The 26,598-nt window shown below is 70.9% G+C and carries 24 protein-coding genes; 9 read left to right on the forward strand and 15 right to left on the reverse strand.

Features of this window, described 5'->3' with window-relative positions; all coding sequences use genetic code 11:
* Window positions 1-30: 30 nt before the first annotated feature.
* Window positions 31-1,086 (reverse strand): HAMP domain-containing sensor histidine kinase, encoded by a 1,056-nt coding sequence (locus ABZ896_RS19310; protein WP_360929990.1) that lies wholly within the window; start codon window positions 1,084-1,086, stop codon window positions 31-33.
* A gap of 10 nt (window positions 1,087-1,096) precedes the next feature.
* Complete coding sequence (gene vanR-Sc, locus ABZ896_RS19315) at window positions 1,097-1,771, reverse strand: VanSc-type vancomycin resistance response regulator transcription factor VanR (protein ID WP_360929993.1); 675 nt, start codon at window positions 1,769-1,771, stop codon at window positions 1,097-1,099.
* An 87-nt stretch (window positions 1,772-1,858) separates the two neighbouring features.
* On the opposite strand from vanR-Sc, the gene ABZ896_RS19320 reads away from it, so the two are divergent.
* Both ABZ896_RS19320 and ABZ896_RS19325 read left to right on the forward strand, forming a co-directional pair.
* A complete protein-coding gene (locus ABZ896_RS19320) occupies window positions 1,859-2,413 on the forward strand; it encodes a D-alanyl-D-alanine carboxypeptidase family protein (RefSeq protein WP_360929996.1) in 555 nt (184 codons plus the stop codon).
* Between the two features lie 201 nt (window positions 2,414-2,614).
* Window positions 2,615-3,886: an MFS transporter gene (locus ABZ896_RS19325; RefSeq protein ID WP_360929999.1), complete on the forward strand. Its 1,272-nt coding sequence runs from the start codon at window positions 2,615-2,617 to the stop codon at window positions 3,884-3,886.
* 86 nt (window positions 3,887-3,972) lie between these two features.
* On the opposite strand, the gene ABZ896_RS19330 is transcribed toward ABZ896_RS19325, so the two are convergent.
* Genes ABZ896_RS19330 through ABZ896_RS19345 form a run of 4 tightly spaced genes read right to left on the reverse strand, consistent with a single transcriptional unit; the run spans window position 3,973 to window position 9,828 of the window.
* The gene (locus ABZ896_RS19330) at window positions 3,973-5,520 is read right to left on the reverse strand and encodes a HAMP domain-containing sensor histidine kinase (RefSeq protein ID WP_360930002.1); all 1,548 of its coding nucleotides are present in this window, start codon (window positions 5,518-5,520) and stop codon (window positions 3,973-3,975) included.
* The gene (locus tag ABZ896_RS19335; RefSeq protein WP_360930005.1) at window positions 5,517-6,257 is read right to left on the reverse strand and encodes a response regulator transcription factor; all 741 of its coding nucleotides are present in this window, start codon (window positions 6,255-6,257) and stop codon (window positions 5,517-5,519) included. Before ABZ896_RS19335 ends, ABZ896_RS19330 begins: the two co-directional genes overlap by 4 nt.
* A gap of 30 nt (window positions 6,258-6,287) precedes the next feature.
* On the reverse strand, window positions 6,288-8,525 hold the full coding sequence (locus ABZ896_RS19340; RefSeq protein ID WP_360930008.1) for a glycosyltransferase family 39 protein: 2,238 nt from the start codon (window positions 8,523-8,525) through the stop codon (window positions 6,288-6,290).
* 22 nt (window positions 8,526-8,547) lie between these two features.
* Window positions 8,548-9,828 carry a bifunctional glycosyltransferase family 2/GtrA family protein gene (locus ABZ896_RS19345; RefSeq protein ID WP_360930011.1) on the reverse strand — a complete coding sequence of 427 codons (1,281 nt, stop codon included), beginning with the start codon at window positions 9,826-9,828 and terminating at the stop codon, window positions 8,548-8,550.
* 295 nt (window positions 9,829-10,123) lie between these two features.
* Here ABZ896_RS19345 and ABZ896_RS19350 point away from each other — a divergent pair, with 295 nt between their 5' ends.
* Genes ABZ896_RS19350 through ABZ896_RS19360 form a run of 3 tightly spaced genes read left to right on the forward strand, consistent with a single transcriptional unit; the run spans window position 10,124 to window position 12,320 of the window.
* Window positions 10,124-11,197: an aromatic ring-hydroxylating dioxygenase subunit alpha gene (locus tag ABZ896_RS19350; RefSeq protein WP_360930014.1), complete on the forward strand. Its 1,074-nt coding sequence runs from the start codon at window positions 10,124-10,126 to the stop codon at window positions 11,195-11,197.
* Window positions 11,194-11,385, forward strand: a complete 192-nt coding sequence (locus ABZ896_RS19355) for a hypothetical protein (RefSeq protein WP_360930017.1) — start codon at window positions 11,194-11,196, stop codon at window positions 11,383-11,385. Before ABZ896_RS19350 ends, ABZ896_RS19355 begins: the two co-directional genes overlap by 4 nt.
* Window positions 11,382-12,320 carry a PDR/VanB family oxidoreductase gene (locus ABZ896_RS19360; RefSeq protein ID WP_360930020.1) on the forward strand — a complete coding sequence of 313 codons (939 nt, stop codon included), beginning with the start codon at window positions 11,382-11,384 and terminating at the stop codon, window positions 12,318-12,320. Before ABZ896_RS19355 ends, ABZ896_RS19360 begins: the two co-directional genes overlap by 4 nt.
* On the opposite strand, the gene ABZ896_RS19365 is transcribed toward ABZ896_RS19360, so the two are convergent.
* Window positions 12,235-13,089, reverse strand: a complete 855-nt coding sequence (locus tag ABZ896_RS19365) for an IclR family transcriptional regulator C-terminal domain-containing protein (RefSeq protein WP_360930121.1) — start codon at window positions 13,087-13,089, stop codon at window positions 12,235-12,237. The two genes, ABZ896_RS19360 and ABZ896_RS19365, sit on opposite strands and share 86 nt — an antisense overlap.
* Before the next feature lie 148 nt (window positions 13,090-13,237).
* Between ABZ896_RS19365 and ABZ896_RS19370 the strand changes: the two genes are divergently transcribed.
* The 4 genes from ABZ896_RS19370 to ABZ896_RS19385 are packed head-to-tail and all read left to right on the forward strand — an operon-like array spanning window position 13,238 to window position 16,618.
* Window positions 13,238-14,209, forward strand: a complete 972-nt coding sequence (locus ABZ896_RS19370) for an ABC transporter substrate-binding protein (protein WP_360930023.1) — start codon at window positions 13,238-13,240, stop codon at window positions 14,207-14,209.
* Window positions 14,206-14,979 (forward strand): ABC transporter permease, encoded by a 774-nt coding sequence (locus ABZ896_RS19375; RefSeq protein WP_360930026.1) that lies wholly within the window; start codon window positions 14,206-14,208, stop codon window positions 14,977-14,979. The genes ABZ896_RS19370 and ABZ896_RS19375 overlap by 4 nt, the downstream gene beginning before the upstream one ends.
* Before the next feature lie 8 nt (window positions 14,980-14,987).
* Window positions 14,988-15,767, forward strand: coding sequence for an ABC transporter permease subunit (locus ABZ896_RS19380; RefSeq protein WP_360930124.1), 780 nt, complete (start codon window positions 14,988-14,990; stop codon window positions 15,765-15,767).
* Window positions 15,768-15,793: 26 nt separating this feature from the next.
* On the forward strand, window positions 15,794-16,618 hold the full coding sequence (locus ABZ896_RS19385) for an ABC transporter ATP-binding protein (RefSeq protein WP_360930029.1): 825 nt from the start codon (window positions 15,794-15,796) through the stop codon (window positions 16,616-16,618).
* On the opposite strand, the gene ABZ896_RS19390 is transcribed toward ABZ896_RS19385, so the two are convergent.
* The 8 genes from ABZ896_RS19390 to ABZ896_RS19425 form a co-directional block, all read right to left on the reverse strand.
* A complete protein-coding gene (locus ABZ896_RS19390) occupies window positions 16,587-18,749 on the reverse strand; it encodes a discoidin domain-containing protein (RefSeq protein WP_360930031.1) in 2,163 nt (720 codons plus the stop codon). The genes ABZ896_RS19385 and ABZ896_RS19390 overlap by 32 nt on opposite strands.
* A gap of 52 nt (window positions 18,750-18,801) precedes the next feature.
* Window positions 18,802-20,364, reverse strand: a complete 1,563-nt coding sequence (locus ABZ896_RS19395; RefSeq protein WP_360930033.1) for an alpha-amylase family glycosyl hydrolase — start codon at window positions 20,362-20,364, stop codon at window positions 18,802-18,804.
* Window positions 20,365-20,391: 27 nt separating this feature from the next.
* Window positions 20,392-21,252: a carbohydrate ABC transporter permease gene (locus ABZ896_RS19400; protein ID WP_360930036.1), complete on the reverse strand. Its 861-nt coding sequence runs from the start codon at window positions 21,250-21,252 to the stop codon at window positions 20,392-20,394.
* Window positions 21,249-22,208 (reverse strand): sugar ABC transporter permease, encoded by a 960-nt coding sequence (locus tag ABZ896_RS19405; RefSeq protein ID WP_360930039.1) that lies wholly within the window; start codon window positions 22,206-22,208, stop codon window positions 21,249-21,251. The genes ABZ896_RS19400 and ABZ896_RS19405 overlap by 4 nt, the downstream gene beginning before the upstream one ends.
* A 5-nt stretch (window positions 22,209-22,213) precedes the next feature.
* A complete protein-coding gene (locus ABZ896_RS19410) occupies window positions 22,214-23,563 on the reverse strand; it encodes an extracellular solute-binding protein (protein WP_360930042.1) in 1,350 nt (449 codons plus the stop codon).
* A 132-nt stretch (window positions 23,564-23,695) separates the two neighbouring features.
* On the reverse strand, window positions 23,696-24,691 hold the full coding sequence (locus ABZ896_RS19415) for a LacI family DNA-binding transcriptional regulator (protein ID WP_360930045.1): 996 nt from the start codon (window positions 24,689-24,691) through the stop codon (window positions 23,696-23,698).
* A 67-nt stretch (window positions 24,692-24,758) separates the two neighbouring features.
* The gene (locus ABZ896_RS19420) at window positions 24,759-25,454 is read right to left on the reverse strand and encodes a GntR family transcriptional regulator (RefSeq protein ID WP_360930048.1); all 696 of its coding nucleotides are present in this window, start codon (window positions 25,452-25,454) and stop codon (window positions 24,759-24,761) included.
* Between the two features lie 106 nt (window positions 25,455-25,560).
* Entirely contained in the window at window positions 25,561-26,562 is a 1,002-nt protein-coding gene (locus ABZ896_RS19425) for a proline racemase family protein (RefSeq protein WP_360930051.1), read from the reverse strand.
* Window positions 26,563-26,598: the final 36 nt, after the last annotated feature.

A 26,598-nucleotide genomic window follows, 5' to 3' on the forward strand; every position in this document is an offset into this window, starting at 1 on the left:
CCCTCGATAATTTCGGAACTTGTAGCGAAATCACCCGAGGCCGTGTCGGGGCAGTTCTACGGCGATGCGGAGCCCGCCGGCCGGGCGCGGGGCCAGGGTGAGCGTGCCGTCGTGCGCGTGGGTGATGGTCCGGACGATGGCGAGACCGAGGCCGACCCCCGCGTGGTCGGTGTGGACCCGGTCGGTACCGCGCCGGAACGGCTCGGTGAGCGTCGAGACCAGCCCGGGGGTGAGCCGCTCGCCGGTGTTCTCGACGGTGAGGACGACCGTCCTGGCACGGACGCCGGTGGTCACCCGCACGGTGCCCTGTTCCGGCAGGTTGTGGGTGATCGCGTTGTGCACGAGGTTCATGGCCAGCTGGAGCAGGAGCGCCGGCGAGCCGGGCGCCGGGGCGATGTCGCCGCCGGTCTCGACGGTGACGCCGTGTTTCTCCGCGAGCGGCAGGAGGGTCTCGGTGGCCTCCTCCGCCAGGAGGGAGAGGTCGACGCGCTCCGGGGTGAAGGCCCGCCGCTCGGCGCGGCTGAGCAGGAGCAGGGCCTCGGTGAGGTCGATCGCCCGGGTGTTGACGACGTGCAGGCGCTCCAGGAGTTCGGCGCCGTCGTGGTCCGGGTCGGTGCGGGCCACGTCGAGGAGCGCCTTGGAGATCGCCAGCGGGGTGCGCAGTTCGTGCGAGGCGTTGGCCGCGAAGCGCCGCTGTTCGGCGACCTGCGCCTCCAGCCGGGCGAGCATCGCGTCGAAGGCGTCGGCGAGTTCGCGGAACTCGTCGGCCGGGCCCGGCAGTCGGATGCGGTGGGAGAGCGATCCGGTGGCGGCCAGCCGGGTGGCGTCGGTGATGCGGGCCAGCGGGGCGAGCATCCGGCCGGCGAGGATCCACCCGCCGACGAGGCCGAACACCAGCAGGAACCCCAGCACGGCGGCCGCGGTCGGGGCGAAGGCGCGGACGACCGAGAGGCGGTAGTCGGGTTCCATGACGAGCCCGACGTGCGGCACCCGGGTCAGGAAGACCCACCCGGCGACGAGGATCAGGGCACCGGCCACCATGAGGAACCCGGCGTAGCTGAGGGTGAGTTTGAGGCGGACGCTCAAGCCTGGCTCCCTAGCCACGGCCGGCCCCCGCGTCGATGCGGTAGCCGACGCCCGGCACCGTGGCAATGATCCAGGGTTCGCCGAGCCGTTTGCGCAGTGCGGAGACGGTGATGCGGACGGCGTTGGTGAACGGATCGGCGTTCTCGTCCCACGCGCGTTCCAGGAGGTCCTCGGCGCTGACGACACCCCCCTCGGCGGCGACGAGGACGTCGAGAACCGCGAACTGCTTCCTGGTCAGCGCGACGTAACGGCCGTCCCGGTAGACCTCCCTGCGGAACGGGTCCAGCCGCAGGCCCGCGATCTCCCGTACCGGCGGCCGGTGATGGGCGCGTCTGCGGTCGAGTGCCCTGAGCCGGAGCGCGAGTTCCTGGAGTTCGAAGGGTTTCGTCAGGTAGTCGTCGGCGCCGAGTTCGAACCCGGAGGCCTTGTCGTCGAGACGGTCGGCCGCGGTGAGCATGAGGATCGGCATCCCGCTGCCGGAGGCCACGATGCGGGTGGCGACCTCGTCGCCGGACGGACCCGGGACGTCGCGGTCGAGGACGGCGATGTCATAGGAGTTGACGCTCAGCAACTCCAGCGCGGTGTCGCCGTCCCCCGCGATGTCCGCCGCGATCGCCTCCAGACGCAGCCCGTCGCGGACGGCCTCGGCCAGATACGGCTCGTCCTCGAGGATCAGCACACGCATGCCTCTCAGGCTACGGGCGGGCGCATATCGTCGCCGTATCGAAAACCGCATACGGGTCGGCAACACCGGGCTTCCTTGACTGACGGCATGACGCGAACCCGGTTTGTAGTCGCCAGTCTGATCGCCGTCGGCCTGACGGTCGTCGTCGCACTGATCACCGCGGCCCTCGGGGGCCGCCCCGGCGGGGTCGGCGAGGCCGACGGGGTCGTCCCCGACGGGGTGACGGTCTTCGACGACTCGTACCCCGCCGTCTCCCGCCTCGATCCGGCCCTGCTCAAGGCGCTCCGCCGGGCGGCGCGGGCCGCCGCGGACGACGGCGTCACGTTCCACGTCAACAGCGGCTGGCGCTCCCCGGCCTATCAGGAACAGCTGCTTCGCGAGGCGACGGCCAAGTACGGCTCGGCGCGGGAGGCCGCTCGATGGGTGGCCGGTCCGACGACGTCCCTGCACGTGAAGGGGGCCGCCGTCGACCTCGGAGGCTCCGACGCGACGCAGTGGCTGTCGGAGCACGGTGCCGCGTACGGGCTGTGCCAGATCTACCGGAACGAGCCCTGGCACTACGAGTTACGCGCGCACGCGGCCGACGGAGGGTGCCCGGACATGTACGCCGACGCCACCCAGGACCCGAGGCTGCGGCGGTGACGGCCGCCGAAATCGCCTTTCGCCCGCTGCCGCACGGGAGTTAGGGTCCGTGCGGAGAGCGACTCACGAGGAGCGAGGACATGCCCGGTCGTCCGAGCACGCGTTGACGCCTGTGGCCGTGAACGGCCCGTCATCGCGTGCTGCCCATGATGCGCGGCACAGCGAGCCTTCCTTCTGTCTTCGGTCCTCCGAGGGGTTCCCGTGCCGTCTTCTTCCGCCACGCCTTCCTCCACCGCTCTGTGGCGCAACGCAGACTTCCGCCGGCTCTGGTTGGGCCAGACGGCCTCCCAACTCGGCGAGCACACAAGCCTGGTGGTCCTCCCGCTCTTCGCCGTCCTCGCACTCGACGCCGGGGCGGGCGAGTTGGGCGCACTGCGTGCGTTGGGCCAGGCACCGGTCCTGCTGCTGTCGCTGTTCGTCGGCGCCTGGGTGGACGGATGGCGCACCCGTACGGTGATGGTGCTGACGGACGCGGGCCGGGCGCTGGCCCTGGGCGCCGCCGCCGTGGCCGCTCTCCTCGGCGTGCTCAGCCTGCCCGCGCTGCTCGTGGTCGCCTTCGCCGTCGGCGCCCTGTCCGTGGTCTTCGACGTGGCCTACCAGGCGTCCCTGGTACGGCTGTTGGCGCGGGACCAGTTGGTGCGGGGCAACAGCGCGCTGGAGGGCAGCAGGTCCGCCGCGCAGATCGGCGGCCCCGCGCTGGGCGGTGCGCTGGTGACCACGCTGTCGGCGCCGCTCGCGGTCGCCTTCGGCGCGGTGTGCTTCGCGCTGTCGTTCCTGTCGCTACGACGGGTGCGGCACCGCGAATCGGTCCCGGAGCGCCCCGCGCCGCTGTGGCGGCGGATCCACGAGGGCCTGCGTTTCGTCGCCGCCGACACCTCGCTGCGGACCGTGTGCCTCGCGTCGGCCGCCTTCCAGTTCTTCTTCGCGGCGGTGATGACCGGCTACCTGCTCTTCCTCCCGAGGGATCTGCACCTGTCGGGCACCGCCGTGGGACTGGCCCTCGCGGCGACGGGTCCGGGCGCGCTCGTGGGCGCGGTACTCGCCGCGCACCTGCCGGGCCGCTTCGGCCACGGCCTGGTCCTGGTGGGCGCGGCGGCCCTCGGCAACGGCGCGTTCCTGTTCGTCCCCGCCCTGCACGGCTCCCCCGTGCTGACGGTTCCGGCGCTCGTGACGGTCAACTTCGTCTTCGGCACGTTCAGTCAGCTGGTGAACGTCACGGTCATCGCCGTCCGGCAGACCGTCACCCCGCACGCCCTGCAGGGCCGCGCGGCCGCGACGATCACCTTCGCCGGCATGGGCACGACCCCGTTCGGCTCCCTGCTCGGCGGCTTCCTCGCACAGACGTGGGGGACGCGCCCCGCCCTCGCGCTGACGGCCGCGGGCATGCTCCTCTCCCCCGCGCTGATGGCCCTCTCCCCCTTGTCCCGCCTGGGCCGCACCCTCCCGACCGTGAAGGGGGCCGCGGCCGGCTGAGCACGACCTCTCGGGAACACCCTCGGGCCCCGTTCCGGGAGAACCTGCGCCCTGGACTCGTCGCCGTGGACCGCGACGAGTGGTTCTCAGGTCGGTGGGCCGGCGTCGGTCAGAGGGAGCACCAGCCGGAAGGTGCAGCCGTCGCCCGGCGCGGTGTCCAGTTCGACACGGCCGCCGTGGCCCTGGGCGATCGCCGACGCGATGGCGAGGCCGAGGCCGCTGCCGCCCCGGTCGCGGGAGCGGGAGGGGTCGACCCGGTAGAAGCGCTCGAAGACCCGCTCGGCCTCCTCCGGGGAAAGCCCCGGTCCCCGGTCGGCGACCTCGATCACGCCCATCGGCGTGGACTCGGCCAGGGGCGGGGAGGCGCTGGTGCGGCCGGGCCGGTCCGTGCCACCGAAGGCCGTACCCGCTCGGGCCGTGCCGACGCGTACGTCGACCGAGGTACCCGGCGGGGTGTGGACGAGGGCGTTGGACAGCAGGTTGTTGACGACCTGGAGCAGCCGGTCGGGGTCGCCCACCGTCTCCACGACCTCCAGTTCCGCGTCCTCGGTACTCGCGCCGAGCGGGCTGAGGGTGCTGAGCGGGCTGAGCGTCACGCGGTGCTCCCCGTCCGCGCGGACGGCCGCCGCGCTCACCGCGTCGGCCGCGAGGGACAGCAGCTCGACGGGGTCGCTGCGGTAGGCGGGCTGGTGGTCGAGCTTGGCGAGCAGCAGGAGGTCGTCGACGAGGAGGTTCATGCGCTCGGCGTTGCGGGCGATCTGCTCGTCGGCCTCCCGCCGCTGCTCGGCGGGCCGGTCCGGATGACGCAGGGCCAACTGCGCGAAACCCTGCACGGTGGTGAGGGGCGTCCGCAGCTCATGCCCGGCGTCGGCGACGAAGCGGCGCAGCCGGGCCTCCGAGAACTCCCGCTGCCGCAGCGCCTGTTGGAGCCGGTCGAGCATGTCGTTGAGTACGGTGCCCAGGCGGCCGGTCTCGGTGCGCGGATCGGTGTCGGACAGCCGTAGGCCGAGATCCCCGGCGGTGATGGCCTGAGCCGTCCGCTCCATGCGGGTCAGCGGCAGCAGGCCGAGGCGGACCACCGAGCGGCCCACGGCGACCAGACCGAGGACGGCCGCGCCCAGGGCGACGGCGTTGAGGGCGAGTTGCTTCGACACGGCTCCCTCCACCGTGTCGAGGGGCAGGGCGACCACGTACGAGGTGCCTCGCGCCGGGGCCTCCCGCCACAGGACCCGCCACCGGCCGTCCCCGGACTCGGCGGGGACGGTGGTCTCCCGTCCCCGTGTCAGGCCCAGCCCGGCGGTGGACGGTGCCAGTCCCGGGCCCGGCTTGGCGCCGCCGCCGAGGGTGCCCTGTTGCTCGCCCGAGGCGTCGTAGAAGGTGACCCGGAAGTCCGAGGGCAGGGTGACGGAGTCCGGTGCGGGCGCGACGGCCGGCCCGGCGGGCCGCGTGAAGGCCCGGTCCGGGAGGGTGAAGTCCGTGAGCTGCTCGTCGACCCGGTTCAGCAGCCAGGAGTGCATGCCCGCGACTCCGACGGCCTGTGCGGTCAGGACCACGGCCGCGGCCAGCAATGTCACACCCCACACGAGCCGGCCGCGCAGCGAGCGGGGACGCGGTCTCCAGCGGCGACGGCTCACTGGTCGGCTCCCGCGGTGTGGCCCTGGGGAAGCCGCAGGCAGTAGCCGACGCCGCGCACGGTGTGCAGCAGGGGCGGATCGAAGCGGTCGATCTTGCGGCGCAGGTACTTGATGTACGTCTCGACGATACGGCCGTCGCCCGCGAAGTCGTAGCCCCACACCTGGTCGAGGATCCTGCTCTTGCTCAGCACCCGGTTGGGGTTCTCCAGGAGGTAGGTGAGCAGGTTGAACTCGGTCGGGGAGAGCGGGACGTACTCGCCGGCGCGGTGCACTTCATGGGCGTTCTCGTCCAGTTCCAGGTCGGCGAAGCGCAGGATCCCGTCGTCGGTGCCGGACAGGTGGTCCGGACTGGTCCGGCGCAGGATCGCGCCGATGCGCAGCAGCACCTCCTCGATGCTGAACGGCTTGGTCACGTAGTCGTCGCCGCCCGCGCTCAGGCCGGCGATGCGGTCGGCGAGTTCACCGCGCGCCGTCAGGAACAGCACCGGCGTCCGGATCCCGCCCGCGCGCAGTCTGCGGGTGACCTCCAGGCCGTCCAGGTCGGGCAGCATGACGTCGAGGAGCACGAGGTCCGGGCGCCGGTCCTCCACGTCGCGCAGGGCGTCCCGGCCGGTGGCGGAGCCGTGGACCTCGTAGCCGGACAGTCGCAGCGCCGACTCCAGCAGCATGCGGATGCTGGGGTCGTCCTCGACCACGAGGAGGCGGGGCGGGGCGGGCTCGGCGGCCGGGTCGGGCATGGTGCTGTGGGGTCCGTTCTGCCGGGGCCGCTACTTGGTCGACGTCTGGGCGGAGCAGTCGTACAAGGTCGTGCTCATGGCGCCCATCATGCCGCCCGCGGTGGCGCCGCCGCCGTCCGCGCTGCCGCCGTACTCCTCGGCGGGGACCTCCGTGCAGTGCCCGGTGATCCAGTCGGACCGCTCGCTGGCCGCGCTGTTCCCGCCGCCGATTCGGGCGGGCAGGCCGCCGCCGGACGAGCCCAGCACGTAGCGCAGTTCGCCGCTGCCGGTCCACTTCTCCAACTGCCGGACGGAGGGGGCGTTGTCGGTACCGCTGAAGCCGCCCATGCCGATCACGGTGGCGTCGCTGTCCAGGATGTAGGTGGCCGCGCCGGTGGCTCCGCCTTCGACCGCGAGGGTGATGCGGGCGCCCCGGGAGTGTTCGGTGGCGTAGGCGAGGATCTTGCGCTGGTCGGAGGTGAGGGAGGTGTCGCGCCCCGCTCCGCCGAATGCGCCCGCGCGACCGCCGGTGCCGGTGCCGCTGCCGGCTTCGGGGAGCGACGGCATGGTGCCGCCGGCGCCCGACCCAGGGACGCCCGCTCCGGAACCCCCGCCGGCTCCTGGCGCCTCGAAGCCCTCCGGAATCTCACCGTTCCCGCCGCCTCCCGGCGTCTCCATACCTTCCGGCAGATCACCGTTCCCGCCGCCACCCGGCATCGCGAACCCCTCCGGCAGAGCACCGCCCGGCACCCTGCCGCCCCCGCCGAAGGCGAGCGACGCCGGTCCCGCCGTCGGGTTCGCCCCGCCCATCGCCGATCCGGATCCAGAATCGGCCGTCACGCTCACGGCCCACGCGCCCGGTGCGAGCAGGACCGCCAGCACCGCTCCCCCGGCGGCGGCCGCCGACAGCCGCGGCCTCAGCGTCGCGGCGGCCAGCAGGACCGCCGCGACCAGCCCCGCCACCAGGACCGCCCAGGCCAGCCACCCGTGCCAGGACGGCACCCGGCGGATGACGACCACCGCCCACGCCACGGCCGACAGCACGGTCCCGGCGCCCACCGGCAGCGCCCAGCGGGCCCCGGCCCGGTGCGCCCGCGCCAGCGCGATGACCAGGCCCGCGGTCAACGCGGCGACGGCCGGGGCGAGTTGGGTCGTGTAGTACGGGTGGAACGTGCCCTCCTGAGTGGAGAACACCAGCCCGCACACCACCAGCCAGGTCCCCCACAGCACCCACCCGGAACCCGCGAGCGCCTCCCCCGCCGAGCCGCTGCCGCGCCGCCGCAGCACCACCCCGGCCACGGCGACGGCCAACGCCACCGCGCTCACCGGCAGCAGCCAGCTGATCTGCCCGGCCACCTGGTCGTTGAACAGCCGCAGCAGCCCGGCCTCACCGCCGAACGCCCCGCCGATGTTGCCCATGCCGCCGCTGCCCGCGCTCTCGCCGAAGATCCGGCCGAGCCCGTTGTACCCGGTCACCAGATCCCAGGCGCCGCCGTCGGTACTGCCCCCGATGTACGGCCGCTCCCCCGGCCACCAGGCGACCATCGCCACCCACCACAGCGAGGAGACGGCACACACGGCACCGGCGATCAGCAGCCGTCCGACCCGTGCGAGCCAGGTGCCGGTCGCGCCGACCAGCCAGGCCGCGGCCAGCGCCGGCAGCACCATCCAGGCCGCCATCATCTTCGTGAGAAAGCCGCAGCCGATCAGGAATCCGCTCGCGCACAGCCACCACGTGCCGTGCCTTTCGGAGCCGGCCTGGAGGGCACGGGTGAGGGCGTACGCCGCCGAGACCAGGAACAGCACCAGCAGCGTGTCGGGGTTGTTGTCCCGGTTGATCGCCACGGTGATCGGGGTCAGGGTCATCACCAGGGCGGCGAGCAGCGCCGCGCCCTCACCGGCCCAGCGGCGGACGGTGCGGTGCAGGACGAAGACCCCGGCGACCCCTTCCACCAGCTGGGGCAGGATCAGTGCCCAGCCGTGCATCCCGAAGACCTTGCTGCTGATCACCTGCGGCCACAGCGCACCCGGCGGTTTGTCGACGGTGACGACTCCGGCGGGGTCGAAGGAGCCGAACAGGAAGTTCGTCCAGCTGTGGCCCATCGACTTCACGGCGGCCGAGTAGTAGCTGTTGCCCCAGCCGAGGGAGCCGAGCGCCCAGCCGTACAGCACGGCCGCCAGGAGCAGGATCGCCGCCGACGCGGCGGGGGCCGCCCAGCGAGGCAGGGCGCGGCCAGTGACAGGGAGGCGGCTGACGGTGCCCGTCCGCGCCTCGGTGATGTCGGTCATCGTGGGATTCGCTCTCAGCAGGTCATACGGAGGTACGGCGGCGGAACACGGCCAGCCGCAGCACCAGGAAGCGGATGCCGGTCACCAGGACCGAGGAGACGGCCAGGACGAGGCTCTCGGCGGCGGCCGACGCGTCCGGTACGGCGTCGCGGAAGACCAGGACGGCCGCCGAGGTGATCAGGTACCCGACGACGAACAGCGCGCCCGCGCCCAGGTGGGCACGTCCGGCACCGACGCCGTCCGCGGCGTAACGGAAGGTGAGCCGGCGATTGGCCTCGGTGTTCAGGAGCGTGAGCACCAGCAGGGAGCCGAAGTTGGCCGCGGCGGGCGGCCACCAGCCACGCAACAGCCAGTACAGCAGGGCCTGTCCGACGGTCGAGGCGATGCCGATGACGACGAAACAGCTGATCTGCCAGGCGAGTTGGGAGCGGTCCGCATCCGGTGCGAGAACCGCGTCGGGGTGCTCGGCGGCCGGCCGCGGACGGGCCGGAACCGGAACACGGGCCGCGCCGGACGCCTTCAGCCGGGCCATCCGCCACAGCCCCTTGAGGTCGTCGGTCGCGGTGCCGACGACGTCCACCCGGGTGTCGACGTCCTCCACCCAGTCGACGGGGACCTCGTGGATCCGCAGCCCGTTGTGCTCGGCGAGCAGCAGCAGTTCGGTGTCGAAGAACCAGGCGTCGTCCTCGGTCTTCGACAGGAGCGGACGCAGTACGTCGGTACGGGCCGCCTTGAACCCGCACTGGGCGTCGCTGAAGCGGGCGCCGTGGGTGAGCCGGATCAGGGCGTTGTAGCAACGCGAGATCAGCTCCCGGCGCAGTCCGCGCACGGTACGGGCGCCGGAGGCGAGACGGCTGCCGATGGCGAGGTCGGAGTGGCCGCTGGCGAGCGGGGCGATCAGCGGCAGCAGCCCGTCGAGCCCGGTGGACAGGTCGACGTCCATGTACACGACGATCTCGGCGTCGCTGGACGCCCACACGGTACGCAGCGCCAGGCCGCGCCCCTTGCGGTCGAGGTGGACGACCCCGACACCGGGCAACTCCTCGGCCAGTTCCCGGGCCACCGCGAGGGTCCCGTCGGCACTGGCGTTGTCCGCCACCGTGATCCGCCAGGGGTACGGCAACTCGTCCCGCAGCCGCGCGTGCAGGGTGCGGACGCAGCCGGGCAGCGCGCGTTCCTCGTTGTAGACCGGGATGACGATCTCGACGGTCGGCGTACGCGTCCCGGCCGGGTCCGTGCCGTCGGCCGGCGCCGGAGGCTGGAAACTCCGAGCCGTACGCAAGCCACTGAATGTGTGCGTCATGGGTTCCTCAGGGCTGGGGGTCGTGGGGGCGGCTCCCGTGCCCACCCGCGTTCGGGCGGCGCACCGGTCGACTCTGACCCGCGCGACAGGGGAAACCCGGGGAGAAGACCGAGAACTGACGGGGAGTCAGCTGTCGGTTCGCCGAGAGGACGTCGTTCGACCACCTGAAGGGCTTCCGTCTGAAGGGCTTCCGTCTGACGGAAGCCGCGTTGCGCGGTACCCGCGGTCGTCAGGACGCTGAGTCCAACCACGGCACGCGGGGCGACGGCGCCCCGCCGACAGGGACGGGAACACCATGCCGCACATGACCGCCTTCGCCAGGAACCAGTGGTACGTCGCCGCCTACAGTCACGAGGTCGGGCGGGAGGAGCTGCTCGGGCGGACGATCCTCGGGGAGCCCCTCGTCTTCTACCGGACCGAGGAGGACGGGACGCCGGTCGCGCTGGCGGACCGGTGTGTGCACCGGCGGTTCCCGCTGCACGAGAAGCCCAGCCGGCTCGACGGCGACAAGCTCGTGTGCGGGTACCACGGGTTCACGTACGACACGACGGGTACCTGTGTGTACGTGCCCGGGCAGAAACGCGTACCGCGCACCGCGCGCGTCGCCTCGTACCCGGTCGTCGAGCTGGACTCCCTGATCTGGGTGTGGATAGGCGACCCGGCGCTCGCCGACGCCGACACGATCCCGCGCGCCCGGCACCTCGACTCCCCCGGCTGGGTCACCGTCCGCGGCATGGAGCCGATCGACGCCGACTACGGCCTCCTCGTCGACAACCTCCTCGACCTCTCCCACGAGACGTATCTGCACGGCGGCTACATCGGCACCCCCGAGGTCGCCGAGACCCCGATCACCACGGAGGTCGACGAGGGCGCCGGCATCGTGCGGGTGAGCCGGCACATGGACGACGCCGAGTGCCCGCCGTTCTACGCCAGGTCGACCGGCATCGAGGGCCGGATCACACGCTGGCAGGACATCGAGTACCACGCCCCCTGCCTGTACCTGCTGCACAGCCGCATCGCCCCGGTCGGTGTGCTGCCGGAGGCGGACGGCAGCGACCCGAACGGCTTCCACACCGAGATCACGTACGCCATCACGCCGTCCGCCGACGGCCATGTGTACGACTTCTGGATGGTCTCGCGGGACTGGGCGACCGAGGACGCCGAGGTCACCGAGTTCCTGCGGGGCAACAACCACACGGTGGTCATGCAGGACGTGGACGCCCTCAACCTGCTCCAGAGGACGCTCGGCACCGAGCGGACCGGCTACCAGGAGCTGAGCATCAACATCGACACCGGTGGCCTCGCCGCCCGCCGTATCCTCGCCCGGCTGGTCGAGGAGGGCGACAAGCCCGTGGAGAAGGTCCTGTGAGCAACAGCCCCACCGGGGAGGTCTACCGCATCGACTGGCTGCCGGGCACCGACACCCTGCACGGCACCTGTCACTGCGGCCGCGAGCACACCGCGCAGGACCCGATCGAGATGTGGGAGTGGATGCTCGCCCACCCCCAGGGACACGAGCCCTCTTCGGGACCCGAGCCACAAGGAAACAGCTCATGAGTGACGCGTACGAAGCCGAACTCGTCGTCGACCGCAGGGACTTCGCGGCCGACGGCGTGCTCGCCCTCACCCTGCGCCACCCGCTGGGCGAGCAACTGCCTTCCTGGGAACCGGGCGCGCACATCGACGTGGTCCTCGGGCCCGGTCTGGAGCGGCAGTACTCGCTGTGCGGCGACCCCGCCGACCGCACGTCCTGGCGGATCGCCGTCCTGCGCGAGCCCGAGGGGCGCGGCGGATCCGCCCATGTGCACGAGCAGTTGGGGCGGGGCGACAAGGTCCGGGTCCGCGGCCCGCGCAACCACTTCGCCCTGCTGCCCGCGCCCCGCTACCGCTTCGTCGCGGGCGGCATCGGCATCACGCCGATCCTGCCGATGCTGGCGGCTGCGGAGGCGCAGAAGGCCGAGTGGACCCTTCTCTACGGCGGCCGGAACCGCAACTCCATGGCGTTCACCGAGGAGTTGAGCCGGTACGGCGATCGTGTCACCGTCGCTCCCCAGGACGAGACCGGTCTGCTGGACCTGCCGTCGGTGCTGGACGGCGTCCCGGACGGCACGCTCGTCTACTGCTGCGGCCCCGGTGCGCTGCTGGACGCCGTCGAATCGCGCTGCCCGGCCGGACTGCTGCACGTGGAGCGGTTCGCGCCGAAGGAGCAAGTGACCGGCGAGAACACGGAGTTCGAGGTCGAGCTGGCGCAGTCCGGCCGGACCGTCGCCGTCCCCGCCGACGTCTCCGTGCTCGACGCCGTGCGCGCCGCCGGTGTGGAGGTGCTGTTCTCCTGCACCGAGGGCACCTGCGGGACCTGCGAGACGGACGTCCTCGACGGGACCCCGGACCACCGGGACTCGGTGCTCACGGACGAGGAGCGGGAGGCCGGGGAGACGATGATGATCTGTGTGTCCCGGTGCCGGGGGAAGCGGCTCGTCCTGGACCTGTAGCCATCGCCAGGTCGGCCTCGATCGCCGCCACCGTCTCCAGCAGCGGCGGCAGCAGGTCCCGCCGTACCGCCGCCAGGGTGGTGCGGCCGGCCTGCACCGGGATGTTGACCGCCGCCACCACCTCGCCGTCCCGGTTCCGTACCGGGGCGGCGATCGAGCGCAGCCCCTCCTCCAACTCCTGGTCGACCAGGGCGTGTCCCTGCCGCCTAACTCGGTCCAGCTCTGCCCGCAACAGGTCGACGGAGACGATCGTGCGGGCCGTGACCGGCTTCAACTCGACTTGCGAGAGCCGGAGTTCGAGGTCCGCCGCGGGCACGTGCGCCAGAATCACCCGGCCCACCGAGGTGACGTACGCCGGGAAGCGCGTCCCGACCGTGATCGCCGCCGTCATGATGCGGCGCGCGGGCACCCTCGCCACGTACACGATGTCGTCGCCGTCGAGCACGCACAGGGACGACGACTCCCGTGTCCGCTCGACGAGTTGCTCCAGATGCGGCTCGGCGATCTGGGCGAGCGAGAAGCTCGACAGGTAGGAGTAGCCGAGTTCGAGGACGCGCGGGGTGAGCCGGTAGGAGCGGCCGTCCGCGCGGACGTAGCCGAGGTCGGCGAGGGTGAGCAGCAGCCGGCGGGCGGCGGCGCGGGTCAGGCCGCAGGCGCGGGCGACCTCGCTGAGGGTGCGCGCCGGGTGCTCGGCGTCGAAGGAGCGGATGACGGCGAGGCCACGCTCGAAGGACCTCACGAAGTGCGGTGCGCGGGCTGCCTGGTCCATCATCGTCTCCAGACTGTCAACAATTATGTCAGCCAAACCCATTGACCGAGTCGTGCGGCGGCCTCTACGTTCCCTCAGCACCAACTGAGCACTACTGTGCGGTGTGCGCACAACCTGTCGGAACAACGAAGTCTGCACAGGAGGAGCCATGCGTCGCCTGCTCGCCGCGCTTGCGGCCGGAGCATTCCTGGTCACCGTGTCGGCCTGCGGCTCGTCCGACGACTCGGGGGCCGCGGACGGAGGGTCGTCGTCCGGTGGCACCACCACCCTCAAGCTGGGACTCATCCCCATCGTCGACGTGGCCCCCGTCTATCTGGGCCAGAAGAAGGGCTTCTACAGCGAGCGGGGCCTGAAGCTGGAGATGTCGACCGCGCAGGGCGGCGCGGCGATCGTGCCCGGAGTGGCCAGCGGACAGTTCCAGTTCGGGTTCTCCAATGTCACCTCCCTGCTCATCGCCCAGTCCAACGGCGTCCCGATCAAGGCGGTTTCGAACGGCATCGCATCGACGGGCGTCGAGGGCAAGGACTTCGCCGCGATCATGGTGAAGAAGGGCAGCGCGATCAAGGACTCCAAGGAGCTGCAGGGCAAGAAGGTCGCGATCAACACCCTGAAGAACATCAACGAGTCCGCGGTGCGCGAGTCGGTCCGCAAGGCCGGCGGCGACCCGGACAAGGTGAAGTTCGTGGAGCTGCCCTTCGACCAGATGCCCGCCGCGCTGGAGAAGGGCGAGATCGACGCGGCCTGCGTGGTCGAGCCGGCGCTGGCCACCATCAAGAGCCAGGGCGGCGTGGAGATCGCCTCACCGCTGGTGGACATCGCCAAGGACACCACGGTGGCGATGTACTTCACCTCGACGCAGTACCAGCAGCAACACCCGGACATCGTGAAGAAGTTCCAGGAGGCCACCGCCGAGTCCCTCGCGTACGCCGACCAGCACCCCGACGAGGTACGGCAGATCGTGACGACGTACACGAAGATCCCGGCCTCGGTGCTGGCCCAGGTGACCCTCCCGAAGTGGCCGGCCGAGCCGAACAAGGCGTCGATCGAGGCGCTGGCGAAGCTCGGTGAGGAGGACGGGTTCTTCAAGAAGACCCCCGACGTGGACGCGCTCCTTCCGTGAGGTTCCAGAACGCGGCGCTGGGCGCCGCCGGGCTCGCGGCCTTCCTCGCCCTGGGCGAGGCGGTGCCGCGGCTCGGCCTGGTCAAGGAGGAGTACTTCCCGCCGACCAGCAAGATCGCGGGCGCCCTCGGGGACGAGCTCTCCGACGGCGCCTTCTGGACGGCGCTCGGCGACACGCTCACCGGCTGGGCGGTCGGCCTGGCCATCGCGGCCTCGGCGGGCATCGTCATCGGGGTGTTCCTCTCCGTGGTGCCGTATCTGCGCGAGGCGACGGCGTCCACGATCGAGTTCCTGCGCCCGATCCCCTCGGTCGCCCTCATCCCGCTGGCAGTGCTGTTGTACGGCACCGAACTGCGCTCGGTGCTGTTGCTCGTCGTCTACGCCTCCTTCTGGCAGGTCCTCATCCAGACGCTGTACGGCGTCCAGGACGTCGACCCGGTCGCCGAGGAGACAGCGCGGTCGTACGGTCTCGGCACCTGGGCGCGGATCCGGCACGTGCTGTGGCCGACCGCGCTGCCGTATGTGATGACCGGCATCCGGCTGGCGGCGGCCGTCGCGCTGATCCTCGCCATCACGGCCGAACTCGTCATCGGCGCACCGGGGTTGGGTGCCCGGATCGCGGTCGCGCAGACCTCGCAGGCGGTGCCGGAGATGTACGCGCTGATCGTGGTGACCGGGCTGCTGGGGCTGCTCATCAACGTCGGCGCGCGTACCGTGGAGCGGCGGGCGCTGGCCTGGCACCAGTCGGTGCGCGGGGAGGTGGCGGTGTGAGGCGCGGAGTGCGGGGCCTGCTGCTCAGGCTGTTCTTCGTGGTCGCGCTGCCCGCGCTGCTGCTCGCGGGCTGGTGGCTCGCCTCGGACGACAGCACGGACGTCTTCTGGCCGCCGCTGCGGACGATCCTGAAAACCTTCCCGGACGTGTGGACCGCCGAGCGGCTGCGGGACGACGTCGTGCCCAGCATCCTGCGGCTGACCGGCGGTTACGCCATCGCGGCCCTGGTCGGGGTGGTGGTCGGCACGGTCATCGGCTCCTACCGGCGGGTGCGCGCGGTGTGCGAGCCGGTCCTGGAGTTCCTGCGCGCGGTGCCGCCGCCGGTGCTGGTGCCGGTCATCATGCTGTTCGCGGGGATCGGGAACACCAGCAAGGTGCTGGTGATCACGGCCGGCTGTGTGTGGCCGATCCTGCTCAACACCGTCGAGGGCGTCCGCGCAGTCGACCCGGTGATGGCGGAGACCGCCCGGTCCTATGGCATCAGGGGTCCCGCCCGGCTGCGCCATGTCGTACTGCGCTCGGCGAGCCCGCAGATCTTCGCGGGGCTGCGCCAGGCCCTGTCCATCGGGATCATCCTGATGGTCATCAGCGAGATGTTCGCGGCCAGCAGCGGCATCGGCTTCACCATCGTGCAGTTCCAGCGGAGCTTCGCCATCCCCGACATGTGGACCGGCATCCTCGTGCTCGGCCTGCTCGGCTTCCTGCTCTCCGTCGTCTTCCAGCTGGTCGAGCGGCGGGTCCTCGCCTGGTACCACGGCCTGCGCGCCTCGGCCCGGCGGTCCCCGTGAGTCCCGGATTCGTGAAAGGGCGGTCCATGCACGCACTTGTCGTATCCGGCCTCAAGAAGGTCTACGAGGGGTCCGGCCGCCGGGTGGAGGCGGTGCGGGACCTCACCTTCACCGTGGAGGCGGGCGAACTCGTCTGTCTCGTCGGCCCGTCGGGCTGCGGCAAGACGACCCTGCTGAAGTGCATGGGCGGCCTGCTCACCCCGACCGGCGGCGAAGTCCTGCTGGCAGGAAAGAAGGTGAACGGCCCGCCGCCCGGCATGGCCTTCGTGTTCCAGGAGTACGGCCGCAGCCTGTTCCCCTGGATGCGGGTGCGCGAGAACGTCGAACTCCCGCTCAAGCAGAAGGACCTGCCCAAGGCCAGGCGGCGCCAACTGGTCGCCGACGCGCTGGAGTCGGTGGACCTCGCGGACGCCGCCGGAGCGTACCCCTGGCAGCTGTCCGGCGGGATGCAGCAACGCGTCGCGATCGCCCGCGCGCTGGCCTACGAGCCCGAAGTCCTGCTGATGGACGAGCCGTTCGCGGCCGTGGACGCCCAGACCCGGGCCGACCTGGAGGATCTCGTACGGCGGCTGTGGCGGGAGCGCGGGATCACGATCCTGTTCGTCACCCACGACATCGACGAGGCGGTCTACCTCGGCGAACGGGTCATCGTGCTGTCGGCCTCCCCCACCGTCGTACAGGAACAGCTCAAGGTCGATCTGCCCGACGAGCGGGACCAGTTGCACACACGGGTGGCCCCGCGCTTCGCCGAACTGCGCACCCATGTGTACGAGCAGATCCAGGCGGCGAAGCGCGGGACACTCCCGGTGCAGGACGCCGTCACGACGTCAGATACGCCTCCACCTCACTGAACTGCCCTGCGGGCCAGCCGGTGTTGGCGCTGACGGAGAGGCGCAGGTACCGCAGGCTCGTGCCGCTCGACAGGGTGACGGTGGCCGTGTTGCCGGTCGCCGGGTCGAAGCGGTAGCCGGTCGCGCCGACGACGGTCGTGTAGGACGATCCGTCGGTGCTGCCGAGCACCGTGACGGTCTGGGTGCGGGCACCCCAGGCCGAGGAGGGCGGCAGCTTCAGCACCAGCCGCCGTACGGCCTCGGTGGCGCCCAGGTCGACCGTCCACGACTGCGGGAAGGCGTTGTTGGTGGACTCCCAGTAGCTGTTCGCGTCGCCGTCGACCGCCTTGCCGGGGGTGTAGACGTCCTGCGAGCCGGTCGCGGTGGCCGGGCGGCCCTTGGCGAGGTTGCGGTTCGGGTCGGGTTCCGGGTTGCCCTGGCCGGGCTGCGGCCAGGTCGAGCAGTCCGACCAGGTGCTGCTCCAGCCGGAGTTGCCGCCGCCGTCGGTGAGGGCGAAGGCGCCCGAGGAGGCCGGGTAGGGGCAGTTGTAGACGCCGGCCGAACCGACACCGGTCGCGGTCACATTGCGGAAGGTGGCCGCGCCCTGGGCCTCCGCCTGCACCACGACCGTGCCGCTGTTGCGCACGGTCGCGCCGTCCACGGTGACATTGCGCACCGGGTAGCCCTGGCCGCCGCCCGAGACGAACTCGAAGGCGCTGTACGGGCTGTCGGTGATCGTCGTGTTGGTGATGTTCACGGTGGCGTTGATGGCGCTGTCGTAGGAGTCGACGCGCAGCGCGCCCATCGGGTGGTTCCAGTTGGGGTTCATCGCGCCGGTGCGCACGAGGGTGTTGCCGTCGACCGTGACGGTGCCGGCCAGGGGGTAGAAGGGGTCGAGGAACTTCTGGTTGGAGATCGCGATGCCGCTGCCGAGGGCGTTGGTGTCGGAGACCAGGTTGTTCCTCACGGCGATGTCCGTGCCGCCGTAGATCGCGATCCCGTTGGCCAGGTTCGGCTGGGTGATGGTGTTGTTCTCGAAGCTGCTGTTGGTGTCGGGCGAGTACAGCGACCACATGGCGAGCGCATCGTCGCCCTGGTTGCGCAGGAAGTTGTTCCGGACACGGACCCCGCGGGCGTTTCCGTTGAGGTTGAGGCCGTCGGCCGTCATGTCGAGGAAGCGGCTGTTCTCGACGACCAGGTTGTCGTTGGTGCCGGTCAGCCAGAGGCCGACTTTGAGGTGCTGGAGCCACATCCCGGACACGCTGGAGTTCGCGCCGAGTGAGCCGTTGACGAAGTTGTCCGGGTTGGAGTCGACCCGCTCGGTCACCTCGCCGAGCACCGCGAAGTCCTTGATGTGGACGCCGCCGGACGAACTCGACTGGTCGATGAAGCGGGAGGTGTGCACGACCGAGTGCCAGCTGCCGGCGCCCTGGAGGGTGACGTTCTGGACGCCGCTCAGCGAGGAGGTCAGCCGGTAGTCGCCCGGCGGGATCCACACCACACCGCCCTGCGCGGCGGAGATCGCGTCCCGGAAGGCCTGGGTGGAGTCGCCACTGCCGGTGGGGTCGGCGCCCTTGGAGATCACGGACACCGACCCGGCGGGCTGCGAGGCGGCCGCCGCCACCTGCTCGAAGTCGGCCACGTCCACGGTGACTTGGGTGCCGGTCGACTGGAAGGCGACCTTGTCCCCGGACCGGAGGTTCTGGCCCAGCAGCAGGCGGGCGTTGTCGAAGAAGTGGTGCTGCTTCGCGCCGGGGATCCAACTCGTGTCGATGTACGAGTACTTGGAGGTCACGGCGAGCGTCTTGGCGATCTTCGTGCCGTTGACGTACACGTCGAGGGTGCCCGACTGGCCGTCCGGGACGCTGTAGGCGACGTTCACGGCGTTGGCCGCGGTGGGCACGGTGAACTCGACGCGCTGTCCGGAGGTGAGCCGCACGGCCTGCCGCCCGGAAGCCTCCGAGGCGAGCGTGCCCTGGGTGTAGTCGGGGCCGATCCTGGTGCCGGTCGTGGTCGCGGACTCGGCCTCGACCGAGGCGAAGGGGAGAGTGGCGCCCACGGCCGCGTGGGCTGCGGGAGCGGTGGCGGTGAGGAGGCCGGCGGAGAGTGCTGTGACCATCAGTGCTGGCATGCCCCTGACAGATCTGTGCATGGGCTGATCCCTTCTCGGTGGGGGCGGGGGTTCAGGCTTCGCGGGTGGGCGGTCAGGCTCGGAGCCAGACCGCGGTGTCCTTCGGGAGACGGCCCTGCGGGTCCAAGGAGCCGCTCTGCAGCAGGAGTTGGGAGTGCTCCGGGATCTCGGCAGGCGTGTCGGCGAGGTTCACCACGCACCGCACGCCCTCGGCCCGGGTGAAGGCGAGCACGCCCTCGGGAGCGGGCAGCCAGGTGAGCGGACCGTCGCCGAGGACCGGGCGGATCCGGATCGCCTCGCGGTAGAGGCTGAGCATCGACGCGGGGTCAAGGTTCTGGCGGTCGGCCGCGTACGTGGACCAGTCGTCGGGCTGTGGCAGCCAGGGCTCGCCTCCGAACCCGGCGTACGGCGCCTCCGCGACCCACGGCAGCGGCACCCGGCAGCCGTCCCGCCCCGGGTCCGAGCCGCCCGACCGGAAGTGCATCGGGTCCTCGATCCGGTTCCGGGGGATGTCCGCCTCGGGCAGGCCGAGTTCCTCGCCCTGGTAGACATAGACGGCCCCGGGCAGGGCCAGCGAGAGCAGGGCCGCCGCGCGGGCGCGCCGGGTGCCGAGGGCGAGGTCGGTCGGGGTGCCGAAGGCCTTCGTCGCGAAGTCGAAGCCGGTGTCGGTGCGGCCGTAGCGGGTGACCGTACGGGTGACGTCGTGGTTGCACAGCACCCAGGTGGCGGGGGCGCCCACCGGGGCGTGCTCGGCGAGGGTGGAGTCGATCGACGTCCGCAGGCGCTCCGCGTCCCAAGGGCAGGACAGGAAGCCGAAGTTGAAGGCGGTGTGCAGTTCGTCGGGGCGCAGGTAGCGGGCGAAGCGCTCGGTGTCGGGGAGCCAGACCTCGCCGACGAAGACGCCGTCGTGCTCGTCGGCGATCGCGCGCCAGGAGCGGTAGACGTCGTGGAGTTCGTCCCGGTCGACGTACGGGTGCGGGTCGCGGCCCTCGACGAAGTCCGGCAGCCGGGGGTCCTTGACCAGCAGGGCGGCCGAGTCGATGCGGACGCCCGCCACTCCGCGCTCGAACCAGAAGCGCAGGATGTCCTCGTGCTCCTGACGGACCGCGGGGTGGGCCCAGTTGAGGTCGGGTTGCTCCGGCGCGAAGAGGTGCAGGTACCAGTCGCCGTCTTCGACGCGGGTCCAGGCCGGGCCGCCGAACTGCGATCGCCAGCCGTTGGGCGGGAGGTCGCCGTGCGCTCCGCGTCCCGGGCGGAAGTGGAACAACTCCCGTTCCGGGCCGCCCGAGAGCGCCGCCCGGAACCACGGGTGCTGGTCGGAGACGTGGTTGGGGACGATGTCGACGATCGTGCGGATGCCCAGCTCCCGTGCCTCCGCGACGAGTTTCTCGGCCTCCGCGAGGGTGCCGAAGGCCGGGTCGATCGTCCGGTAGTCGGCGACGTCGTAGCCGCCGTCCTTCATCGGGGACAGGTACCAGGGGTTGAACCACAGGGCGTCCACGCCGAGTTCGGCCAGATACGGCAGTCGGGCGCGGCAGCCCGCGAGGTCGCCGGTGCCGTCCCCGTCGCCGTCGGCGAAGCTGCGGACGTAGACCTGGTAGATGACGGCGGAGCGCCACCAGTCCTGCTGTGCCACGGAGCCTGCCTTTCTGCGGAGTGGGGGTCAGCCCTTCGTGCCGCCCGCGCTGATCCCGGCGATGATGTGCCGCTGGAAGACGAGGAACAGGGCGACCATCGGGATGCTGGCGATCACCATCGCGGCGATGAGCACGGTGAGTTGGATGTTCTGCGACAGCTGGACGAGTGCCACGCCGATGGGCTGTTTCTCCGTGTCGGAGAAGACCATCAGCGGCCAGAGGAAGTCCTGCCAGACGGCGACGAGGGCGAAGATCGAGACGACGCCCAGGACCGGCCGTGACATCGGCAGCACGATCGACCACAGGATCCGCAGCTTCCCGGCCCCGTCGATCTCGGCGGCCTCCAGGAGGTCCCGCGGGATCTGGTCGAAGAACCGCTTGAGCAGATAGAGGTTGAAGGCGTTGGCGACGGCCGGCAGCCAGATGGCGAGGGGGTCGTTGAGGAGGCCGAGGTCCGCGACCGTCAGGTACTTCGGTACGACGAGTGCCTGCGCCGGGACCATGAGCGTGGCGAGGATGCCGCCGAGGATCAACTTCCCGAAAGCGGGCCGGAGTTTGGAGAGGGCGTAGGCGGCGGCCGTGCAGAACACCAGCTGGAAGAACCAGGCGCCGGCGGCCTGGACGACCGTGTTCCACAGGTGGGTCGGGAGATCCATCAGCTCCCAGGCGTCGGTGTAGCCGTTGAGGTGCCATGCCTTCGGGACCAGGGTGGGCGGGGTCTTCGCCACCTCGTCCGGGGACTTCAGCGCGCCCGTCACCATCCAGTAGACGGGGAAGAGGAAGGCCAGCGCGAAGAGGACCACGACGCCGGTGAAGACCGTCCAGTACGCGGCCCTGCCGCGCGGTCGGGCGAGGGCCGCCGGGGAGACCAGGGTGCGGGTGCTCACGCGTACCGCTCCTCTCCGGACCGGGTCAGGCGCAGATACACGGCGGAGAAGGCGCCGAGCAGGACCAGGAGCATCACGCTGAGCGCGCAGGCGCCGCCGAAGTCGTTGTAGAGGAAGGCGTACTTGTAGATGAGGTAGAGGACGGTGACCGTGGCGTTCTCGGGTCCGCCGCCCGTGATGACGAACGGCTCCGTGAAGACCTGCATCGTCGCGATGACCTGAAGGAGCATCAGCATCAGGATGACGAACCGGGTCTGAGGGATCGTCACATGGCGGATGCGCTGGAGGAGGTTCGCGCCGTCCAGTTCGGCCGCCTCGTACAGCTCGCCGGGGATGGACTGGAGCGCGGCCAGGTACATGAGGACGGTGCCGCCCATGTTCGCCCAAGTCGCCACGATCACGAGGGAGACGAGCGCGGTGTCGGCGCCGTTGGACCAGTTCGAGGTGGGCAGGTGCAGGAAGCGCAGCACCTCGTTGGCGAGGCCCGCTCCGGGGTCGTAGAACCACTTCCACAGCAGGGCGCTGACCACCGGCGGGATCATCACCGGCAGGTAGACGACGACCCGGAAGAACGCCTTGGCGTGTCGCAACTCGTTGAGCACCAGGGCCATCACGAAGGGGATCGCAAACCCGATCAGCAGCGCCAGCAGGGTGAAGGTGAGGGTGTTGCGCCAGGCGGCGGTGAATTCCGGGTCGTGCCAGACGCGGGTGAAGTTGGCGGTGCCGACCCACTCGGGCGGCGAGCCCGGGGTGTACTTCTGGAAGGCGATCAGGATCGCGCGGATCGCCGGGTACCAGGAGAACAGGGCGAAGCAGACGAGGCCGCCGAACAGGAAGGCGTGGGCGCGCAGTTGGTCGGTGAGGCGGCGCCGACCCCGGTCCCCTGCCGGGGACGGTGTCTGGACCGGTGCGGTGGCGACCGTGCCGACCGGTCGCCGCTCGGCCGTCTTCGTCATGGTGGTCAGCCCCGGGCCAGGATGCCGTCGATCTTGCCGGAGGCGTCCTTGAGGAGCTGGTCGATGTCGGCGTCCTTCTTGGTGAGGACGGCGGAGACGGCTCCGTCGAGGACGGAGTAGATCTGCTGGGCGTGCGGCGGCTCGATCTTCATCGCCAGGCTCTGGTTGCCGTTGAGGAACGCCTGGTAGTTCGCCACGGGCACATTGGCGTTGGCCTTCTTCACCCGCTGGTCCTCGGTGTCGGCGGCCCCGGTGAACAGGCGCGGCTCGGGCAGTCCGACCGGGGCGTCTGCTTTCTTGGCGCGGGCGTAGTCGCCGAGGAAGCCCTTGCCGGGCGTGAGGAACATGTGGTCCAGCCACTTCAGCCCGGCGCGGATCTGGGCGGGGCTCGCCTTCTTGCTGACCATGTAGCCGTCGCCGCCGATGAGCGTGCCCTGGCCGCCGGGCATGGGCGCGAGGGCAAGGTCGTTGTAGTTCCCGCCCTTCTCCTTGACCAGGATCGGGATGTTGTCCGGCGCGGAGAGGTACATGCCGAGCTTGCCCGAACCCATCAGCTGCTGCACGTCGTTGATGACGAGGAGCTGCTTGCTGCCCATCGAGTCGTCGCTCCAGCGCATGTCGTGCAGGTTCTGGAGGACGGCGTGGCCCGCGGGGGTGTCGACGGTGACCTTCTTGCCGTCGGCGCTCACCAAGTCACCGCCCTGCGAGTACAGCTCGGCGGTGAAGTGCCAACCCCCTTGGTTCTGGGCGCTGTAGTCGGCGTACCCGACGGTGCCGTCGCCGAGCGCGGCGATCTTCTTCGCGTCGGCGCGCAACTCGTCCCAGGTGGCCGGGGGTTGATTCGGGTCGAGCCCTGCCTTCTCGAAGAGCCTCTTGTTGTAGATCAGGCCCATCGAGTAGCCGGTGCGTGGGATGCCGTAGATCCTGCCGTCGACGGTGTAGATGTCGCGCAGCTGCTGCTGGAGGGTGCCGTAGCTCTTCAACTCCTTGACGTACGGCGTGAGATCGGCCGCCTGGTTGATGTCGACGACGTGCCGCGCGTCGGTGAAGTACGTGTAGAAGACGTCCTCCATCTGGCCGCCGGCGAGCTTGGCGTCGAACGTCTTGGGGTCCTGGCAGGGGAAGGCGTCGTGCGCGACGACGTCGATGTCCGGGTTCTGCTTCTCGAAGGACGCGATGTCCTGCTCGAAGAACTTACGGTCGGTCTTGGCGCTCTTGGGCGGCATGCAGTTGACCGTGATGCGGGTCTTGCCGCCGGCCGAACTGTCGTCACCCGAGCCGCAGGCGGACGCGGTGAACGCGAGAGAACAGACGCCGATCGCGACGAACGTACGGCGGAACCCGGTGCTTCTCATCGGTGGACCCCTCGTGGCAGGAGCGGTGGGCGCCGCACACTCAAGCACCGCCGACAACCGGCCGCAAGATGTCACGCAGAATCTGTAATTATTCGACAGGCTGATGGCAGACCCCGGACGGGCTCCCGGATCTCAGTCGCGGGGCGCTTGCGCGGTCGAGCCCCGGACCACCAGCTCGGGCTCGAAGAGCAGCTCGTCCGCGGGGACGGTACTGCCGCCGACCTGCGCGTTCAGCAGTTCCACGGCCGCCCTGCCCATGGCCTCGATGGGCTGGCGGACGGTGGTCAGCGGGGGTTCCGTGCAGTTCATCAGGGCGGAGTCGTCGTAGCCGACGACCGAGATCCGGCCCGGTACGTCGAGGCCCTTACGGCGGGCCGCCCGGATGACGCCGAGGGCGAGCGGGTCGCTGGCGCAGATGAAGCCGGTGACCCCGCGGTCGATGAGCCGGGCCGCCGCCGCGTGCCCGCCCTCGATCGAGAACATGGCCCGCGCGATGCGCTCGTCGGGCAGCTCGCCCAACTCCCTTGCGGCGGCCAGTTTTCGGGCCGACGGCATGTGGTCGTCCGGGCCGAGGACCAGCCCGATCCGCTCGTGTCCCAGCGAGGCGAGGTGCCGCCAGGCCTGCTCGACGGCGACGGCGTCGTCGCAGGAGACGCCCGGGAAACCGAGGTCGTCGATGGACGCGTTGACCAGCACCACGGGGATGTTGCGCTCAGCGAGCCGCCGGTAGTGGTCGTGCGGGGCGTCCGCCTGGGCGTAGAGCCCGCCGGCGAAGACGACGCCGGAGACCTGCTGTTGCAGCAGCAGGTCGACGTAGTCGGCCTCCGAGACACCGCCCTTGGTCTGGGTGCACAGCACCGGGGTCAGGCCGAGTTGGGCGAGCGCGCCGCCGATGACCTCGGCGAAGGCCGGGAAGATGGGGTTCTGCAGCTCCGGCAGCACGAGGCCGACGAGCCGGGCGCGCTCGCCGCGCAGCTGCGTGGGCCGCTCGTAGCCGAGCACGTCCAGGGCGGACAGCACCGCCTGCCGGGTGGACTCGGAGACTCCCGGCTTGCCGTTGAGCACCCGGCTGACCGTGGCCTCGCTGACCCCGACCTTCTTCGCCACCTCGGCAAGTCGTCGCGTCATGAACGCAAGAATAGCGCAAGTAATGCAAGCTGCTTGCGTAAACCGTGCACCGTCCCGAGCGAGGAGCTCAGCGCTCTCCGTGGGCCGCCCACAGTCCGCGCACGTGCCCGAGGTGCCGGGTCATCACCTCGTGTACGGCCTTCTCGTCGCGGGCGATGAGCGCGTCGAGGAGTTCCAGGTGCTCCTCGGCGGAGGCGAGCAGTCGGCCCGCCTTCACCAGCTCGGTGAGGCCGTAGAGCCGCGAACGCTTACGCAGGTCGCCGACGACCTCGACGAGATGGGCGTTGCCCGCGAGGGCGAGCAGGCCGAGGTGGAAGCGGGTGTCGGCCTCGACGTACGCGACGAGGTCGCCGGCCACGGCCGCCTGCACGATCTCGCGGGCGGCCGGGCGCAGCGCCTCCAGGGAGACCTGCCCGGCGGTCGCGGCCAGGTCCACCACGGTGGGGATCTCGATGAGGGCCCGGATGTGCTTGTACTCGTCGAGCTGCTTGTCGGAGACCGCGGTGACCCGGAAGCCCTTGTTGGGCACGGTGTCGACCAGGCCCTCCTTGACGAGGTCCAGCATGGCCTCGCGCACCGGGGTCGCCGAGACGCCGAAGCGGGTGGCGAGCGTCGGCGCGGAGTACACCTCGCCCGGCAGGAGTTCACCCGCGACGAGCGCGGCCCGCAGGGCGTCGGCGACCCGCTCCCGGTAGCTGCGCTTCTTGCCGCCCAGCACGGGCAGGGCCGGGGCGGCGGGGGCGCTGGTGCGCTGGGCGGGCATGAGGGTCTCTCCTAGCTGCGGTGGTGCACGGTCGACTACGCGGCCGTGCAGCACGATCGGCGGGGACGGTGCAATGTCACGTGATACCGGCTCATTATGTCCACGCTCACAGCACGAACCCGGCCGGGAACGGATCGGTCGGGTCCAGAAGATACTGTGCCGTGCCGGTGATCCACGCCCGCCCGGTGAAGCTGGGCAGGACGGCCGGGATCCCGGCGACCTCGGTGGTGCCGAGGAGCCGGCCGGTGAAGCTGGTGCCGATGAAGGACTCGTTCACGAACTCGGTGTGCAGCGGGAGTTCGCCCCGCGCGTGCAGCTGGGCCATGCGCGCGCTGGTGCCGGTGCCGCACGGCGAGCGGTCGAACCAGCCGGGGTGGATGGCCATCGCGTGCCGTGAGTGGCGGGCGGTGGCGCCGGGGGCGATCAGGTGGACGTGGTGGCAGCCGCGGATGGAGGGGTTCTCGGGATGGACGGGTTCCTCCTCGGCGTTGATCGCCTCCATGAGGGACAGCCCCGCTTTCAGGATGTCCTCCTTGCGGGTGCGGTCGAAGGGCAGGCCGAACTGGTCCAGCGGCAGGATGGCGTAGAAGTTGCCGCCGTAGGCGAGGTCGTAGGTCACGCTCCGCCCGTCGGCGAGGGTGACCTTGCGGTCCAGGCCGACGGAGAAGGACGGCACGTTCTGGAGGGTGACCGCCTTCGCGGCGCCGTCCTCGACGGCCACCTCGGCGACGACCAGCCCGGCCGGGGTGTCCAGCCGGATCGTGGTGACCGGCTCGACGACCTCGACCATGCCGGTCTCCACCAGGACGGTCGCCACCCCGATCGTGCCGTGCCCGCACATCGGGAGGTAGCCGGAGACCTCGATGTAGAGGACGCCCCAGTCGCAGTCGGGGCGGGTCGGCGGCTGGAGGATCGCGCCGCTCATCGCCGAGTGGCCGCGCGGCTCGTTCATCAGCAACTGCTTGATGTCGTCGCGGTGTTCACGGAAGTACAGCCGCCGCTCGTTCATCGTCGCGCCGGGGACGGTCCCGATCCCGCCGGTGATCACGCGGGTGGGCATGCCCTCGGTGTGCGAGTCGACGGCGTGCAGGACGAGTTTGCTGCGCATGGCTCCGACCTTCCTGTGTCTGCGCCAGTGAGGCCC

The organism is Streptomyces sp. NPDC047072, assembly GCF_040643855.1.
Taxonomy (GTDB): domain Bacteria; phylum Actinomycetota; class Actinomycetes; order Streptomycetales; family Streptomycetaceae; genus Streptomyces.